The sequence below is a fragment of the Micromonospora sp. NPDC047740 genome, from assembly GCF_043204735.1.
Taxonomy (GTDB): Bacteria; Actinomycetota; Actinomycetes; order Mycobacteriales; family Micromonosporaceae; genus Micromonospora.
Genome location: NZ_JBIDCT010000019.1, coordinates 58,338 through 73,365, shown reverse-complemented (window position 1 = coordinate 73,365; position 15,028 = coordinate 58,338). Strand labels below are relative to the sequence as shown.

11 protein-coding genes and 1 pseudogene are annotated in these 15,028 nt (G+C 71.4%); all 12 read left to right on the top strand.

The genetic code is table 11. The features are described from left to right. Positions 1-2 precede the first annotated feature (2 nt). The 12 genes and pseudogenes from ACGF4F_RS29405 to ACGF4F_RS29350 all read left to right on the top strand — a co-directional run bounded on the left by ACGF4F_RS29405 (position 3) and on the right by ACGF4F_RS29350 (position 15,028). Positions 3-1,151, top strand: a complete 1,149-nt coding sequence (locus tag ACGF4F_RS29405; RefSeq protein ID WP_393082275.1) for an amidase — start codon at positions 3-5, stop codon at positions 1,149-1,151. A gap of 174 nt (positions 1,152-1,325) precedes the next feature. Further along, positions 1,326-2,888, top strand: coding sequence for an ABC transporter substrate-binding protein (locus tag ACGF4F_RS29400; RefSeq protein ID WP_393082272.1), 1,563 nt, complete (start codon positions 1,326-1,328; stop codon positions 2,886-2,888). Positions 2,889-2,980: 92 nt separating this feature from the next. After that, a pseudogene (locus ACGF4F_RS29395) lies at positions 2,981-4,087 on the top strand (PLP-dependent cysteine synthase family protein); the annotation flags it as partial. A gap of 146 nt (positions 4,088-4,233) precedes the next feature. Beyond that, on the top strand, positions 4,234-5,391 hold the full coding sequence (locus ACGF4F_RS29390) for an acyl-CoA dehydrogenase family protein (RefSeq protein WP_393082269.1): 1,158 nt from the start codon (positions 4,234-4,236) through the stop codon (positions 5,389-5,391). Beyond that, a complete protein-coding gene (locus ACGF4F_RS29385; protein ID WP_393082267.1) occupies positions 5,384-6,574 on the top strand; it encodes a thiolase family protein in 1,191 nt (396 codons plus the stop codon). Before ACGF4F_RS29390 ends, ACGF4F_RS29385 begins: the two co-directional genes overlap by 8 nt. A 30-nt stretch (positions 6,575-6,604) precedes the next feature. Beyond that, entirely contained in the window at positions 6,605-7,810 is a 1,206-nt protein-coding gene (locus tag ACGF4F_RS29380) for a CaiB/BaiF CoA transferase family protein (protein WP_393082264.1), read from the top strand. A gap of 110 nt (positions 7,811-7,920) precedes the next feature. Further along, positions 7,921-8,703 (top strand): TetR/AcrR family transcriptional regulator, encoded by a 783-nt coding sequence (locus ACGF4F_RS29375; RefSeq protein WP_393082261.1) that lies wholly within the window; start codon positions 7,921-7,923, stop codon positions 8,701-8,703. A 201-nt stretch (positions 8,704-8,904) separates the two neighbouring features. Continuing rightward, positions 8,905-9,804 carry a polysaccharide deacetylase family protein gene (locus ACGF4F_RS29370; RefSeq protein ID WP_393082258.1) on the top strand — a complete coding sequence of 300 codons (900 nt, stop codon included), beginning with the start codon at positions 8,905-8,907 and terminating at the stop codon, positions 9,802-9,804. Beyond that, on the top strand, positions 9,801-10,805 hold the full coding sequence (locus ACGF4F_RS29365) for a hypothetical protein (RefSeq protein WP_393082255.1): 1,005 nt from the start codon (positions 9,801-9,803) through the stop codon (positions 10,803-10,805). The genes ACGF4F_RS29370 and ACGF4F_RS29365 overlap by 4 nt, the downstream gene beginning before the upstream one ends. A gap of 3 nt (positions 10,806-10,808) precedes the next feature. Further along, positions 10,809-11,939: an FAD-binding oxidoreductase gene (locus ACGF4F_RS29360; RefSeq protein ID WP_073835880.1), complete on the top strand. Its 1,131-nt coding sequence runs from the start codon at positions 10,809-10,811 to the stop codon at positions 11,937-11,939. Positions 11,940-11,963: 24 nt separating this feature from the next. Further along, positions 11,964-12,725 (top strand): SDR family NAD(P)-dependent oxidoreductase, encoded by a 762-nt coding sequence (locus ACGF4F_RS29355; protein ID WP_393082252.1) that lies wholly within the window; start codon positions 11,964-11,966, stop codon positions 12,723-12,725. A 446-nt stretch (positions 12,726-13,171) separates the two neighbouring features. Then, complete coding sequence (locus tag ACGF4F_RS29350) at positions 13,172-15,028, top strand: xylan 1,4-beta-xylosidase (protein ID WP_393082249.1); 1,857 nt, start codon at positions 13,172-13,174, stop codon at positions 15,026-15,028.

Genomic DNA, 15,028 nt, shown 5'->3' with positions numbered 1-15,028 from the left:
CCGTGCACACCCGGGAGGCCGCCGAACGCATCGAGGCGTACGCCGAGGTGGGTGCCTTCATCTCGCGCACCGCGGAGGAGTCGGCCGGCCCGGTGGTGGCGGTGAAGGACGTGGTGGACGTGGCCGGTCAGGTCACCACGGCCGGGAGCGTGGTGCTGCCGGCGGTCCCGGCCGGTCGGGACGCCCCGGTGGTGGCACGGATCCGGCACGCCGGTTGCGCGGTGATCGGCAAGACCAACCTGCACGAGTTGGCGTTGGGTCCGACCAGCGAGAACCCGCATTTCGGTGTGGTGCGCAACCCGCACGACCGGAACCGGGTGGCGGGTGGGTCGTCCGGTGGGTCGGCCGCCGCGGTCGCCTTGGGCATGTGCGACTGGGCGGTGGGCAGTGACACCTCGGGGTCGATCCGGATTCCGGCGGCGTTGTGCGGGGTGGTCGGGGTCAAGCCGACCACGGGCACCGTGGACGTGACCGGCACCGTGCCGGTGAGCCACACCCAGGACACCCTGGGCCCGTTGGCCCCCGACGTGGCCACCGCCGTTCGCGCGCTGGAGCTGATGACCGGGGTACGGCTCGCCCCACCGGCGCGCCGGGCGCGGAACCTGCGGCTGGTCGTACCGGACGGCTGGGGCGCGGACCTCGATCCGCCGACCGCCGAGGTGTGGGCGGCGGTGACCGATGGCCTGCCGAGGATCCGGCTGCCCGACCGGGATCGGCTGGTCGCCACGGGCTCGACGATCGTCATGGCGGAGGCCGCCGCGCGTCACGGGCGCTGGGTGAGCGAGGCGCCGGACCGGCTCGGCGCGGACGTGCGGGAGCTGCTGCGGGAAGCCTGCACGGTGCCCCGGGCGCGGTACGTCCGGGCGCTGTTCGAGGCGGGCGTACTGCGCACGGAGCTGGCAGCGGCGTTGAGCGGTTGGGACGCGCTGCTGGTGCCGGCCACCCGGATCGTGGCACCGCTGGTCGGCGCCCCGGTGGCCCGGGCCGAATTGACCGACTACACCCGGCCGTTCAGCGTCACGGGTCACCCGGTGGTGACCCTCCCGGCGCCGTCGGCCGGCCTGCCCGTGGGCATCCAGCTCGTCGGGCACCACGGGGGCGATGAGGAGTTGCTCGGGGTAGCCGCCGCGTTGGAACGGGCGTGGCGGTGACAACGTCGAGAAGCGTCGGTCGACACCGATCCAGGCGACGAAATCCCAGCTCATAGCGCCTGGCGACCTGCCATCGCCAGACTCTTTTCGACCGACCGACCGTCCGGTAGATTCCCGCCAGGAAGGCTTGCTCTCCGCAAACCCCCTGACACCCGTTGAGAGTGGAGGCCCACCGTGAAGCGCAGACTTGTCGCGGCGACACTCGCCGTCCTATTGATTGCCGGTTGCTCCGGCCCGACTGGTTCCTCGGGAGGCAGCACCGCTTCCGCCAACGTGCTGACCACCGCGATCGGCTTCGACATCGACACGCTGGACCCGGCCGCCCAGGTGACCACCAATGTGATGCAGCTACTCAAGATGGACGTCGAGACCTTCACCGCCATGAAGCCCGACGGCTCGATCGCGCCGAGCCTGGCCACCGAATGGAGCACCGCACCGGACGGGCTGAGCTGGACGTTCACCCTGCGGGAGGGGGTCAAGTTCCAGGACGGCGAGCCGTTCGACGCCACGGCGGCGAAGTTCAACTTCGACCGGGTGATCAGCCCGAAGACCTTCAAGGCGGCCCCGAACGTGCTCACCGTGATCTCCGGGGTCGAGGTGGTCGATGCCACCCACCTGAAGATCAACCTGAAGAAGCCGTTCGGGCCGCTGCCCGCCGCACTGTCCTTTCCGGTCTCCGGCATGATCTCCCCCAAATCGGCGACCGTCGCGCCGAACACCGTCGAGCAGATCAAGGAGCCGGTCGGCACCGGGCCGTACAAGCTGGCCAACTACACCAAGGGCCAGGACGTCACCTTCGAGCGCAACGCCACCTACTGGGGTGAGAAGCCGGCGTACGCTAAGCAGGTCTTCAAGATCGTGCCGGAGGCGTCCGCCCGGGAGGCGCTGCTGAAGTCCGGCGGGGCCGACGTGCTGGCCGCGCCGCCAGCCAGCAGCCTGCCCGCCCTGGAGCAGGGCAACACCAAGGTGATCTGGGCGGACACCAGCTACGTGATCCAGCTCGTGTTCAACACACAGAGCGCGAGTCAGCCGCTGCTGAAGAAGCCCGACGTGCGTAGGGCGCTGAACTACGCGGTGGACCGGTCCGCGATCATTAAGAGCGTCCTGTTCGGCGCCGGCAAGGAGATCAACGGCCCGCTGCCGGGCAACGTCTTCGGCTCCTGCCCCATGCCGAAGCCCTACAACTACAATCCGGACGAGGCGAAGAAGCTGCTCAGCGCGGCCGGGGCGGCCGGGATGAAGCTGTCGGTGGTCTCCCCCAACGGTCGCTATGTGCAGGACTACAAGGTCGCCGAGGCCGTGGTCGGGCAACTGCGGGCGGTCGGGCTGGACGTCTCGTTGGCCAACCCGACCGACTGGCCGACCTACCTGTCCCAGCTCTACGTCCCGCTGGACAAGGCGAAGAACGAGGCGTCGCTGCTCGGTTGGGGCACCCTCTACGGTGACGCCAGCCAGAGCCTGCTCCAGATGCGCAACGACTACCTGCCGCCGAACGGGCTCAACGCCACCTACTGGGACAACGCGGAGTACACCGCACTGGTGAACAAGGGCAACGAGGCGACCGACCAGAATGAGCGCAAGCAGGCGTACTGCGACGCGCAGAAGATCGCCTGGGACGCCGCGCCGGTGATCTGGCTCTACCAGCTCCGCAACCCTGTGGTCACCACGGACAAGGTCACCAACGTCAACGGCCTGCCAAACCTGATGTTCGAGACCACCTGGGCCCGACCGGCGTAACAGCACCGGGTCGGCAGACACCCCGGATAGGGCCGGTCACCGCCACCCGGCGGTGACCGGCCGCATCCGGGCCGGCGAAGGGAACTGGGTACATGCCAAACGACGACCGGCCCGACGGGGTCGACTGGGCACCGGCGAACATCGATCGGAGCTGGGTCAGCGAGGCCGTCCGGCTGGTCGAGGCGGACGCCAACCGCAGCGCCGACACCCACCTGCACGTGCTGCCCCTGCCCGTCGAGTGGGGCATCGACGTCTATCTTAAGGATGAGTCGGTGCACCCCACCGGCTCACTGAAGCACCGGCTGGCCCGGTCACTGTTCAGCCACGCGCTGGCCAACGGCAATCTCCGCGAGGGGATGACCGTCATCGAGGCGTCCAGCGGGTCGACCGCGGTCAGCGAGGCGTACTTCGCCCGGCTGCTCGGGCTGCCGTTCGTCGCCGTCGTGCCGGCGTCGACCAGTCCAGCGAAGCTGGAGCTGATCGAGTTCTACGGTGGATCCTGCCGGCTGGTCGACGACCCGGGCAGCGTCTACGAGGTGTCGCACCGCCTCGCCGAACGGACCGACGGCTACTTCATAGACCAGTTCACCTATGCCGAACGGGCCACCGACTGGCGCGGCAACAACAACATCGCGGAGAGCATCTACGGCCAGATCGCGCGGGAACGGTATCCGGTGCCGGACTGGATCGTGGTCGGTGCGGGCACCGGGGGCACCGCGGCGACCATCGGCCGGTACGCCCGGTTCAAGCGTCATCGCACCGGGCTGTGCGTGGTGGATCCGGAAGGTTCGGCGTACTTCGACGCCTGGTCGACCGGTCGGTGGGAGGTCACGGCGCCGGGTTCCCGGATCGAGGGGATCGGACGGCCCCGGGTGGAGGAGTCGTTCCTGCCGAACGTCGTGGACGCGATGATCCGGGTGCCGGATGCGGCAACCGTGGCGGCGATGCGCTGGACCTCGGCCATGATCGGCCGCCGAGTCGGCGGGTCCACCGGCACCAACATGTGGGGCGTGCTGCGGATCGTGGCCGACATGCTGCGCACCGGGCGTACCGGCAGCATCGTGACGCTGATCTGCGACGGCGGCGAGCGGTACGCGGACACCTACTACGCCGACCGGTGGGTCGGCGCCCAGGGGCTGGACCCGGCGCCGTACGCGGCGGCGATCGACGCCCTGGTCACCGGGGGCACCGTCCCGGCCGCCCTGACCACCGGCGGGCGGTGCCGGAAGCCACACCGTGACACTTCTATACCGAACGGTCGGTCGGCTGTTATGCTCGGCCCGCGCCGCGGGTAACACGACCGGCCCCGAGGCCTCGCATCGCTGGCGTGGAGCCGGGAGGACGCATGAATCAATCCGAGTACGACACGTTCAGGGATCGGCTGTTCTCGCGGATCTGGCGAGAACTCGATCCACTGGAGACCCAGATCGAGGACGAGGAGCGGCTGCCGCTGGAGACCCTGATCCCGACGCTGCGGGAGATGGGTGCCTTCGGGCTGCTCGTCCCCGAGGAGTACGGCGGCCTCGGCCTGACCATCGAGCAGTACCTGCCGGTCATCGCCGAGTTCGCCAAGGTGCAGGGCGGCATCCGGGTCCTGGTGCACGTGCACAACTCGTTCGCGCACGCGCTGTCCGAGATCGGCAGCCCCGAGCAGCAGGCGGCGATTCTCCCCGGCGCTGCCGACGGCCGGCACTCGATCGCCTTCGCGCTGACCGAACCGGAGCACGGCACCGGCGCCGACCTCGGTTCGACCGCTCACCGCGACGGCGACGAGTACGTCCTCACCGGACGCAAGTGGCTGATCACCAACTCCGACATCGCCTCGCACTTCATCGTCTTCGCCCGCACCTCGGCGACCGAGGTGTCGGCGTTCGTCGTGGAGCGGGACCGGCCCGGATTCACCATCACCCCGCTGCCGGAGACCATGGGCTGCAAGGGCGGCGAGCACGGCGAGTTGGTCTTCGACGGGGTACGCATCCCGGCGGCGAACCGGATCGGCGCCGAGGGCCAGGGCCAGGAGCACCTGGAACGGGCCCTGGAGATCAGCCGGGTGTTCATCGCGGCCAGCTCGCTCGGCACCGCCCAGCGCGCCCTGGACCTGTCGCTGGCGCACGCCCGCCAGCGGGTCACCTTCGGCAAGCCGATCGCCCACCGGCAGGCCGTCCAGCGCTACCTCGCCGAGATGGCTACCGACGTGTACGCGCTGCGCCACATGCTCCTCGACGCCGCCCGCAAGTGGGACGCCGGCCAGCGGATCCCGCTGGAGGCCTCACTGTGCAAGCTGTTCGGGCTGGAGGCGGTCGGCCGGGTCACCGACCGGGCGCTGCTGGTGCACGGCGGCATCGGATACACCCGCCGCACCCCGATCGAACGGCTCTATCGCGACGCCCGGCTGAACTGGCTGGAGGAGGGCCCGCCCACCATCCAGTATCTGGTCGCCGCCCGGGAACTCGTCGCCGGGCACGACTGGGCCGACGCGTTCGCCGGCACCGGCCATGCCTGAGGCGCTGATCGTCGACGCCGTCCGGTCCACCTCCGGCCGAGGCAGGCCGGGTGGCCGGCACGCCGACACCCACCCGGTTGATCTGCTCGCCGCAGTGCTCCGCGCGCTGGTCGACCGCAATGGGCTGGACCCGGCGGTGATTGACGACGTGATCGGCGGCTGCGTCACCCAGGCCGGCGAGCAGGCGATGAACGTCACCCGACAGGCCGTGCTGGCCGCCGGCTTCCCGGTGGGCGTGCCAGCGACCACCGTGGACCGGCAGTGCGGGTCGAGCCAGCAGGCGTTGCATTTCGCCGCACACGCGGTGCAGTCCGGCGCGCAGGACGTGGTGATCGTGGGCGGGGTCGAGTCGATGAGCCGGGCCCCGATGTGGTCCAACTGGCTGGACCGGGACCCGTACGGTGCGGGGGTGGCCCGCCGCTGGCCTGACGGGCTGGTGCCACAGGGCGTCTCGGCCGAACTCGTGGTGGCCACCGCCGGGCTCACCCGAGCAGACCTCGACGAGTATGCGGTCCGTTCCCAGCAGCGCGCCGCCCAGGCCAATGCGGCCGGCTGGTTCGACCGGGAACTCGTCCCGGTCAGCCCCGGGACCGAGGCGGGGCCCGGCCGACTGGCGGACGAGACGCTGCGTCCGGACACCACCGTCGAGTCGCTGGCTGGGCTCCGGGCGGCGTTCCACTCCCCGGCGTTGGCTGCCCGGTTCCCCGAGGCCACCTGGCAGGTCACCGCCGGCAACTCGTCGCCGCTGACCGACGGCGCCTCGGCCGCCCTGGTGGTCAGCGGGGCCGCCGCCGACCGGCTGGGCCTGCGTCCCCGGGCCCGGGTGGTGGCCACCGCGGTGCGCGGCGACGATCCCCGGCTGATGCTGACCGCCGTGGTGCCGGCCACCCGGCGGGTGCTGGACCGGGCCGACCTCACCCTCGACGACATCGACCGGTACGAGGTGAACGAGGCGTTCGCCTGTGTGCCGCTGTACTGGCAGCGGGAACTCGGTGCTGATCCGGACCGGCTGAACGTGGCCGGTGGGGCGATCGCCCTCGGCCACCCGCTCGGCGCGTCCGGTACCCGCATCCTCGGCACGCTCCTAGGCAACCTCGAACGGGCCGGTGGGCGCTACGGGTTGCAGACCATCTGCGAGGCGGGCGGCATGGCGAACGCGCTGATCATCGAGCGGCTGCCGTAACTGGGCCGCGCCGGAAGAGGAGGATGTGACGTGACGGAGGACCAGTCGGACCAGGCCGGGGCGGGCTCGCCGCCGGGTACGGGGGCGTTGGCCGGGATTCGGGTCGTCGACCTGTCCCGGCAGGCGCCCGGACCGTACTGCTCGATGTTGCTGGCCGACTTCGGCGCGGACGTGGTGCTGGTCGAGCCGCCGGGCGGGTCCACCCGGGGCCGGGAGACCAACAGCTATTGGGAACTGGAACGCGACCCGGAGGTCAGCGGGTACGCGGCCCTGCGCCGCAACAAGCGCAGCATCAGCCTGGACCTCAAGGACCCGGCCGAGCGGGAGATCATGGACCGGTTGGTCGACCGGGCGGACGTGCTGATCGAGGGGTTCCGCCCGGGGGTGGCCGAGCGGCTCGGGGTCGACGCGCGGCGGTGCCGCGAACGCAACCCGGGGCTGGTGTACTGCTCGATCACCGGGTACGGGCAGGACGGTCCGCTGGCCCAGGCCGCCGGGCACGACCTCAACTACCTCGCGCTCAGCGGGATGCTTGAGACGATGGCCGACCCGACCGGGCGTCCGGTGCCGCCGCTGAACCTGCTCGCCGACTTCGCCGGGGGCGGGCTGATGGCGGCGTACGCGATCATGGTTGCGCTGCTGCACCGGGAGCGGACTGGGGTCGGGCAGGAGATCGATCTGGCCATGCTGGACGGCGCCTTCTCGCTGCTCAGCCATGCCGCCAGCCTGCACTTCGCCCGGGGCGCCGACCTACGGGCCCGGCGGTTCTTCCTCAGCGGGCAACTGCCGCAGTACGACAGCTACCGCAGCGCCGACGGCTCCTGGTATGCCGTCGGCGCGCTGGAGCCGTGGTTCTACGAGCGACTGCTGCAGCTCACCGGCCGGCCCGACCTGGGCAACGGCCACGCCGAGCCGGAACTGGTGGACCACGTCCGCCGGCACCTCGAAGCGTGGTTCGCCGCGCGGACCGCTGCCGAGGTCGACACGGTGCTCGGCGACGCCGACGTGTGTGTGACCCGGGTGCGGTCCTTCGCCGAGGGGATGGCGCTGGCCGAGCGGCGCGGCGTGCTGGTCCGGACCCCCGACGGCGTGTCGCAGATCGGGGTGGCTGCCCGGCTGTCGGCCACCCCGGGGTCGGTGCGGTCCCGTCCGCCCTCGATCGATGAACACCGGGCCGAGATCGTCGCGGAACTGAGTACCCGACTACCCGGCGTGGCCCGGCGGCGGGTTAGATGACCACCGTCGGGGAGGGGGCCGGCTCGATACGATCGAGCCGGCTCAGGTACGGGAAAAACCATTACTTCAGCCGCCGACAGCATGTCGGACGCTGAATCGGAGGTCGAGCTGTGTCACGAGTGGCGGGAACGCGTACCGAGGAGACCCGGAAGAAGCCGGGTCCGGCGGCGGGCGCACGGCCGGAGGGTACCGGGCGTACGGCCCGTAAGGGTGGCGGCGCCGCGGCGGGAGCGCCGGCCGGGACCATCGACTCCACCTGGGAGCGCATCCTGCGCACCTCGGCCGAGTTGTTCGCCCGCAACGGGTACCACGCGACCGGCATCGCGGAGCTCTCCGCCGAGCTGGAGTTGAGCCGGGGCGCGCTCTACCACTACATCGACGGCAAGCAGTCCCTGCTGTTCGAGATCAGCCGGACCCAGGTCCAGCGACTCAACAAGCTGGCCAACGAGATCGCCGAACGGGACGTCTCGGCCCGCACCCGGCTGCGGGAGCTGGCACGGTCCCTGCTGCGCAACATCAGCGACCACCGGGCCGAGTGGACCGTCTTCTTCACCGACTTCGGCGCGCTGACCGGCGAACGGCGAGCGGAGATCTACGCGGCCCGCGACGAGTACGAGTCGTACTGGCGGCGGGTGGTCGAGGACGGTGTCCGTGGCGGTGAGTTCCGGGAGGCCGGCCCGATCATGGTCAAGGGCCTGCTGGGCATGTTCAACTACACCTACCTGTGGATGAGCCCGGACGGCGAACTCACCGCCGAGCAGGTAGCCGACTCGTTCCTGGACATGGTGCTGAGCGGCCTGGACCGCACGCCGACGACCGACGAGCCGGAGCCCGGGGTGGCACGCACGATCGCCCCGGCGGCCCGATCCAGGCGGGCCCAGCCAGCCGGCTGAGTCCCGTCGTCGCACCCGCCTGACCTGCCCGGTCTCTCGTGGTGTTCGACCTCGTCGGCCGATTGAATAGCGACCGAACGGTCGGTAGATTCGCAGCAGGGTCGCCGCTGGCCGGCGGGTCGACCGCTGCGCCACACGCCCGGTTTGGCCCGGAACGGTCGCGGGGCGCGGATGTCGTTCCCGGGCGGCGAGGAGATCATGGTGGAAGCACCGACCCGATACGACTATTCGGCAATAATCGACCGCCCGCCGCTGGTGTTCCCCGGCGCCGCCAAGGTGGCGCTCTGGCTCATCGTCAACGTCGAGCACTACGAGTACCTCCCCCGGCCCCACCCGCAACGCGATCCCTGGCCGGCCCGACCGCATCCGGACGTCGTCAACTATGCCCGGCGCGACTACGGCAACCGGGTCGGCCTGTGGCGGATGCTCGACCTGCTCGACCGGTACGAGCTGAAGGCAACCATCTCGATCAACGCCGCAGTGCTCGACCACTACCCGCACATCGCCGAGGCGCTGGCCGCGCGCCCGGTCGACTTCATGGGCCACGGGGTCTACAACACCCGGTACGTGGCCGGCCTCGACGTCGACGCCGAACGCGAACTGATCGACGACGTTCAGCAGACGGTGTTGCGGCGTACCGGCCGGCCGGTCACCGGCTGGCTCGGGCCGTCGCTGACCACCACCCCGGCCACCCCGGACCTGATCGCCGAGGCCGGGGTGAGCTACCTGGCCGACTTCCTGCACGACGACGAGCCGTGCCCGCTGCGGGTCCGCACCGGCCGGCTGGTGTCGATGCCGTACAGCCTCGCGCTCAACGACTCGCCGCTGATCGGCCGGATGCAGCACTCCGCGGCGACATTCGCCCGGGTGGTCACCGATCAGTTCGACGTGCTGTACGACGAGGGCCGGCACCGACCGAAGGTGCTGGCGGTCTGCCTACACCCGTACGCGGTCAACGCCCCGTCCCGGCAGGAGGCGCTGGAGCGGACCCTGCGATACGTGGTGGAGCAGCCAGACGTTTGGGTGGCCACCGGGACCGAGATCGCCACGATCGGCGCGGACGCCTGGTGGGGCGGGACGAGCACGGAGGAGCAGCGATGACCGAGCCCTACCACCGGGGCCGGCGGCTGGTTGCCGACGGCATGGACCACCGGCTCTACCCGTACTCGGCGCTGCCGGACCGGCCGCCGCTACGCTGGCCCCACGGCGCCCGGGTGGCGGTGGTGGTCGCCGTGGCCGTCGAGTCCCGACTCACCGACCCAGCCGCCGCCGGCTGGCGGCCCCCGGGCGCACCGGCCTGGCTGGACGTCTCGGTGGCCAGCCTCGCGGACTACGGCTCCCGGGTCGGCTATTTCCGGCTGGCCGGGCTGCTGGCAGAGGTCGGAGCCCCGGCCACCGTCCCGATCAGCGACACCGTGGTCCGCACCGCGCCACGGCTGGTCAACCACGTGCTGGAACACGGTGGGGAACTGGTCGGTCACGGGCCGACCGGGGACCATCTGGTCACGTCGAAGCTGACCGGGGCGGCGGAGACCGGGCTGCTCGCCGGCTCACTCGCCGTGCTCGGCGCGGCAACCGGTTCGGCCCCCCGGGGCTGGTCGGGGCCGGGCATGAGCGAGTCGGATCGGACACCGGTGCTCGCCGCCGAGGTCGGCTACGACTACCTGCTCGACTGGGGCAACGATGACCAGCCCTATCAGATGCGAGCCGGCGAGCGGTCCATTGTGTCCCTGCCGTTGTCGGTGGACACCAGTGACCTGTTCGTCCTCGGCGGGTATGCCCAGACGCCGTGGGACTTCGGCGACGCGCTCCGGGCGCACCTGGACCGGCTGCTGGCCGAGTCGACGGGGACCGGCACCTGCTTGACCGTCTCGCTGCACGCGCACCTGTCCGGCCAGGCCCACCAGTCCAGGTACGTTCGCCGGTTCCTGGAGTATGCCGCCGGCCTGGACGGGGTGTGGTTCGCCCGCGCCTCGGACGTGGTCGATGCGTACCTGGCTAGCACCGCGTCGAGCCGTGAGCCGGCGAATTCCAGGACTAACGCTCCCGACCGATCGTTCGGTATGCTGCGGTCGCGCGACGGCGCGGCCGAGGAGGTTTGACCTATGGGCACCGAACATGTGCAGGCTCTGGTGATTGGTGGTGGCATCGTTGGCGCGGGTGTCGCCTACTACCTGGCCCGCGAAGGGGTGACCGATGTCCTGCTCGTCGAGGGAGACGTGCACGGCGCGGGCGCGACCGGCGGGTCGTTCGGCAACATCCGACAGCAGTACGGCACCCCGCTGGAAGTGGAGTGCTCCCGCCGGGGCCTGACGTTCTGGAAGACGATCGAGGACGTCTTCGGGGTGCCCTGCACCTTTCACCAGGACGGCTACCTCATGTTGACGGCCGACCCGGACACCACGGCGATCCTCCACCGCCACGCCGAGGTGCAGCGGGCCGCCGGCATGCCGAACATCGAACTGCTCGGGCCGGACGAGATCGCCAAACTGGTGCCCTTCGTGGACACCACCGGATTGCGCTGCGGCTCGTGGACCCCGCAGGACGGTCACGTCATGCCGATGGATGGCGTGACCGCATACCTGCGCGGCGCGCGGGAACTCGGGGCCCGGGTCCGCCAGCACTTCCCGATCGAGCGGTTGGAGCGCCGGCCGGACGGCTGGCACGCGTACGGGCCTGAGGAGATCGTGGCCGAGCACGTCGTGGTGGCGGCCGGCATCGGCACCCGGGACCTGCTGGCACCGCTCGGCGTCACCCTCGACATGCGCGAGGTGATGCACTACGCGCTGCTGACCGACACCGCGTACGACGGTCTGCCCATCCCTACCACGATCGACCTGGACACCGGGCTCTGCGTCGAGCGGGAGGGGCGCGGGCTGGTCCTGGCCATGCTCAGCCGCAACCCCGCCCCGCGCGACCACGAGCACCTCGCCGAGCTGTTCTTCGAGGCGGCGGGCGAGCGGGCGCCAGACCTGACCGACCTGTCGATCACCCACCAGCTCACCGCCCGGCCCACCGTCGGCGGCGACGGCCATCCGTACGTTGGCCGAGTCGACGAGGGACTGTGGTGCATCGCGTTCGTCGGCCACGGCGCGATGCACGGGCCGCCGGTCGCCGAGGCGATCGCCCGCGAGGTGGCCGGCCGGCCGGACCCGACGCTCGACCTCTCGCCCTGGGACCTACGCCGGGAGCCCGGGGAGCGCACCGTGTTGTGGCGGCGTCAGGCCACCGGCTGACCCCCGAACAGAAAGAGAGCCTCCATGCAGATCGTCGACGCGGTGGCCCTGGTCACCGGGGGCAGCTCCGGTCTCGGCCGGGCCACCGCCCGCCGACTTGTCGACCGGGGAGCCCAGGTGGTGCTTGTTGACCGGGACGGCGCGGCGGGCCAGCGGACCGCCACCGAACTCGGCGCCGCCGCCACCTTCGCCGAGGCCGACGTGACCGACGAGGCGTCGGTGTCGGCCGCGCTCGACCGGGCCGGCCAACTCGGCGACCTGCGGGTGGTGGTCAACTGCGCGGGTATCGCCCCGGCGGCCCGGGTGGTCGGACGGACCGGGCCGCACCCGCTGGACACCTTCACCCGGGTGGTGCAGGTCAACCTGATCGGCACCTTCAACGTCGTCCGGCTCGCGGCGGCCCGGATGGTCACCGTCGAACCGGTCGGTGAGGAACGCGGCGTCATCGTCAACACCGCCTCCGTCGCCGCCTTCGACGGGCAGATCGGGCAGGCCGCGTACGCGGCCGCCAAAGCCGGCGTGGTCGGCCTGACCTTGCCGGTGGCCCGGGAACTCGCGGCGTCGCAGATCCGCGTGGTCACCATCGCGCCGGGCCTGTTCGAGACACCGATGCTGGCAGGGCTGCCGGAAGCCGCCCGGGAGAGCCTCGGCCAGCAGGTGCCGCACCCGAGCCGACTGGGCCAGCCCAGCGAGTACGCCGCCCTCGTCGAGCACATCATCGACAACCCGATGCTCAACGGGGAGACGATCCGGCTCGACGGAGCGATCCGGATGGCGCCCCGCTGATCCGGCCCGCGTTCATGACCCTGGTCGAAAGGTCAGGACGCATGGTGGAGGTTCCGCCTGCTGACAGCAGAGGTGCTCATGGCCCGACTGTAGGTGTCGGCTGTCGGATTCGGTGGCCCCTGGGTGTGGGCGATACGTCACAGCACCGTGGATGTACTCGCCTGGCTGAGGCTCGGCAAACCTGAGCACCTCAACGCCACCTGATTCCGGTGATGGGGCGTGGCAGCGGGTCATCCTGGACGAGGGCGCTGACGCATGTCACAGGCCGATTCGTGCGGGGGGAGCCGCTGCGACGGCAGCTGCGGTGCCCCGTCACCAGTCCCCAACCAGCAACCCACAGGCACGTCACAAGACCCAGAAAGTCGCGGACCCGGGGGGCGCGACCACGACAGAAACCGGTTACAGTGCTCAGACCGGATGATCCGACACAGCAGGAGGTGCCCCCGGTGACGAGCACCAGCGACCACCACCCGGCCGACGCCCGATCCGACTGGGAAGCGCGGATCGCGCTGCGCAGCGACGAGGAGGGCACGACGGACGGCACGCCCGTCCTCGCGCCGCCGGACGGGCTGACCGCGGTTCCCGGGGTCGGTCACGTCCACCTCTCCTGGGCGCCGATGCCCGGTGCGGTCGGCTACCTGGTACACCGGGCGCCGGTCCGCGACGGCGCCGTCGACGGCGAGCTGGTCCCCGTCGACCACCTCGGCGGTGACGTTCTCGCCGTGCCGGACACGTGGTACGTCGACACCACCGGCGAGCCGGGGCAGCCGTACGCGTACGCTGTGGCGGCCGTTCCCGAGGTGACCGTGACCGGGCCGCTCGGCGCCACCGTCACCTGCGCCTCGCTGCCCGCCGCCGCCACCGTCCCGACCGTCGACCTGATCGTCGACGCGGCCGCCGCCGGCGCGCCGCTGGCCCGCCCGTGGCAGCCGATGATCGGCAGCGAACGCCTCTCCCAGCTACTCTGCACCGACACCTCCGGGGGCCGGGAGGTCGGCGTGGAGCTGCTCGCGGCGCTGCGCCGGGTACGGGACGAGATCGGCGTCGAGACCGTCCGGGCACACTCGATCCTCCACGACGACCTGGGCGTCTACCGGGAGGTGGACGGCGAGCCGGTCATCGACTTCACCGGCGTCGACCGGGTCTACGACCTGCTGCTCTCCACCGGGCTGCGGCCGGTCGTCGAGATCGGTTTCATGCCCCGCGACCTGGCCAGCGACCCGGAACGGACGGTCTTCGAGTACCGGGGAATCATCTCGCCGCCCAAGGACTGGGACCGCTGGGCCGCGCTGGTCCGCGCTCTCGTGACCCACCTGCTGCAGCGGTACGGCGAGGAGGTCCTGACCTGGGACTTCGAGGTGTGGAACGAGGCCAACCTCGAGGTGTTCTGGTCGGGCACCCGAGACGAGTGGATGCGGCTCTACGACGTCACCGCCCGCGCCGTCAAGGACGTCGACCCCCGGATCCCGGTCGGCGGGCCGTCGTCGGCCGCCGCCGGCTGGGTCGACGCGCTGCTGTGCCACGCCCGCCGCTCCGGCTCGCCGGTGGACTTCGTCTCCACCCACACGTACGGCAGCCCGCCGCTGGACCTGCGTCCCACCCTCGCGCGGCTCGGCTTCCCGGACGCGCGGATCCTCTGGACCGAGTGGGGCGTCACCCCGACCCACTTCCACCCCGTCAACGACGGCACGTCCGCCGCGACCTTCCTGCTCAGCGGCATGCGCTCGGCGGCCGGGCGGGTCGACGCGCTGTCGTACTGGGTGGCGAGCGACCACTTCGAGGAGCTGGGCCGGCCGCCGCGGCTGCTGCACGGCGGCTTCGGCCTGATCACCGTCGGCGGAATCGCCAAGCCGCGCTACCACGCGCTGCGGATGCTCAGTCAGCTCGGCGAGACCGAGTTGCCGGTGGGCGCGTCCGGCGACGGCGCCGAAGGCCTCGTCCAGACCTGGGCGAGCCGGCGGACGGACGGCACCCTCGCCGTCCTGGTCTGGGCGCACACCCTCGACCAGTCCAAGCGGGACGGTGACCCCGCCTTGGCCAGGCGGATCCGCCTCGCCGTCGACGGCGCGGCCGGCCGGACCGTGACCGTGACCCGCCTCGACCGCGCGCACGGCGACATCACCACCCTCGCCGAGCGGCTCGGCATCGGCGACTGGCCGGTCGGCGAGCAGTGGGACGCGCTGCGCGCCGTCGACTCGCTGGCGGCGGAGAAGGTCGAGACCGGGACCGACGGCGGGGCCGCTGTGGTGGAGCTGCACCTGCCGCAGCCGGGCGCCGTCCTCGTCGAGGTCGCCGGAAGCTGA

Bases quoted from the DNA above. Each gene is read 5' to 3' on its own strand.
- ACGF4F_RS29390 (WP_393082269.1), top strand. From the start codon at position 4,234: ATGAATCAATCCGAGTACGACACGTTCAGGGATCGGCTGTTCTCGCGG.
- ACGF4F_RS29385 (WP_393082267.1), top strand. From the start codon at position 5,384: ATGCCTGAGGCGCTGATCGTCGACGCCGTCCGGTCCACCTCCGGCCGA.
- ACGF4F_RS29365 (WP_393082255.1), top strand. From the start codon at position 9,801: ATGACCGAGCCCTACCACCGGGGCCGGCGGCTGGTTGCCGACGGCATG.
- ACGF4F_RS29360 (WP_073835880.1), top strand. From the start codon at position 10,809: ATGGGCACCGAACATGTGCAGGCTCTGGTGATTGGTGGTGGCATCGTT.
- ACGF4F_RS29355 (WP_393082252.1), top strand. From the start codon at position 11,964: ATGCAGATCGTCGACGCGGTGGCCCTGGTCACCGGGGGCAGCTCCGGT.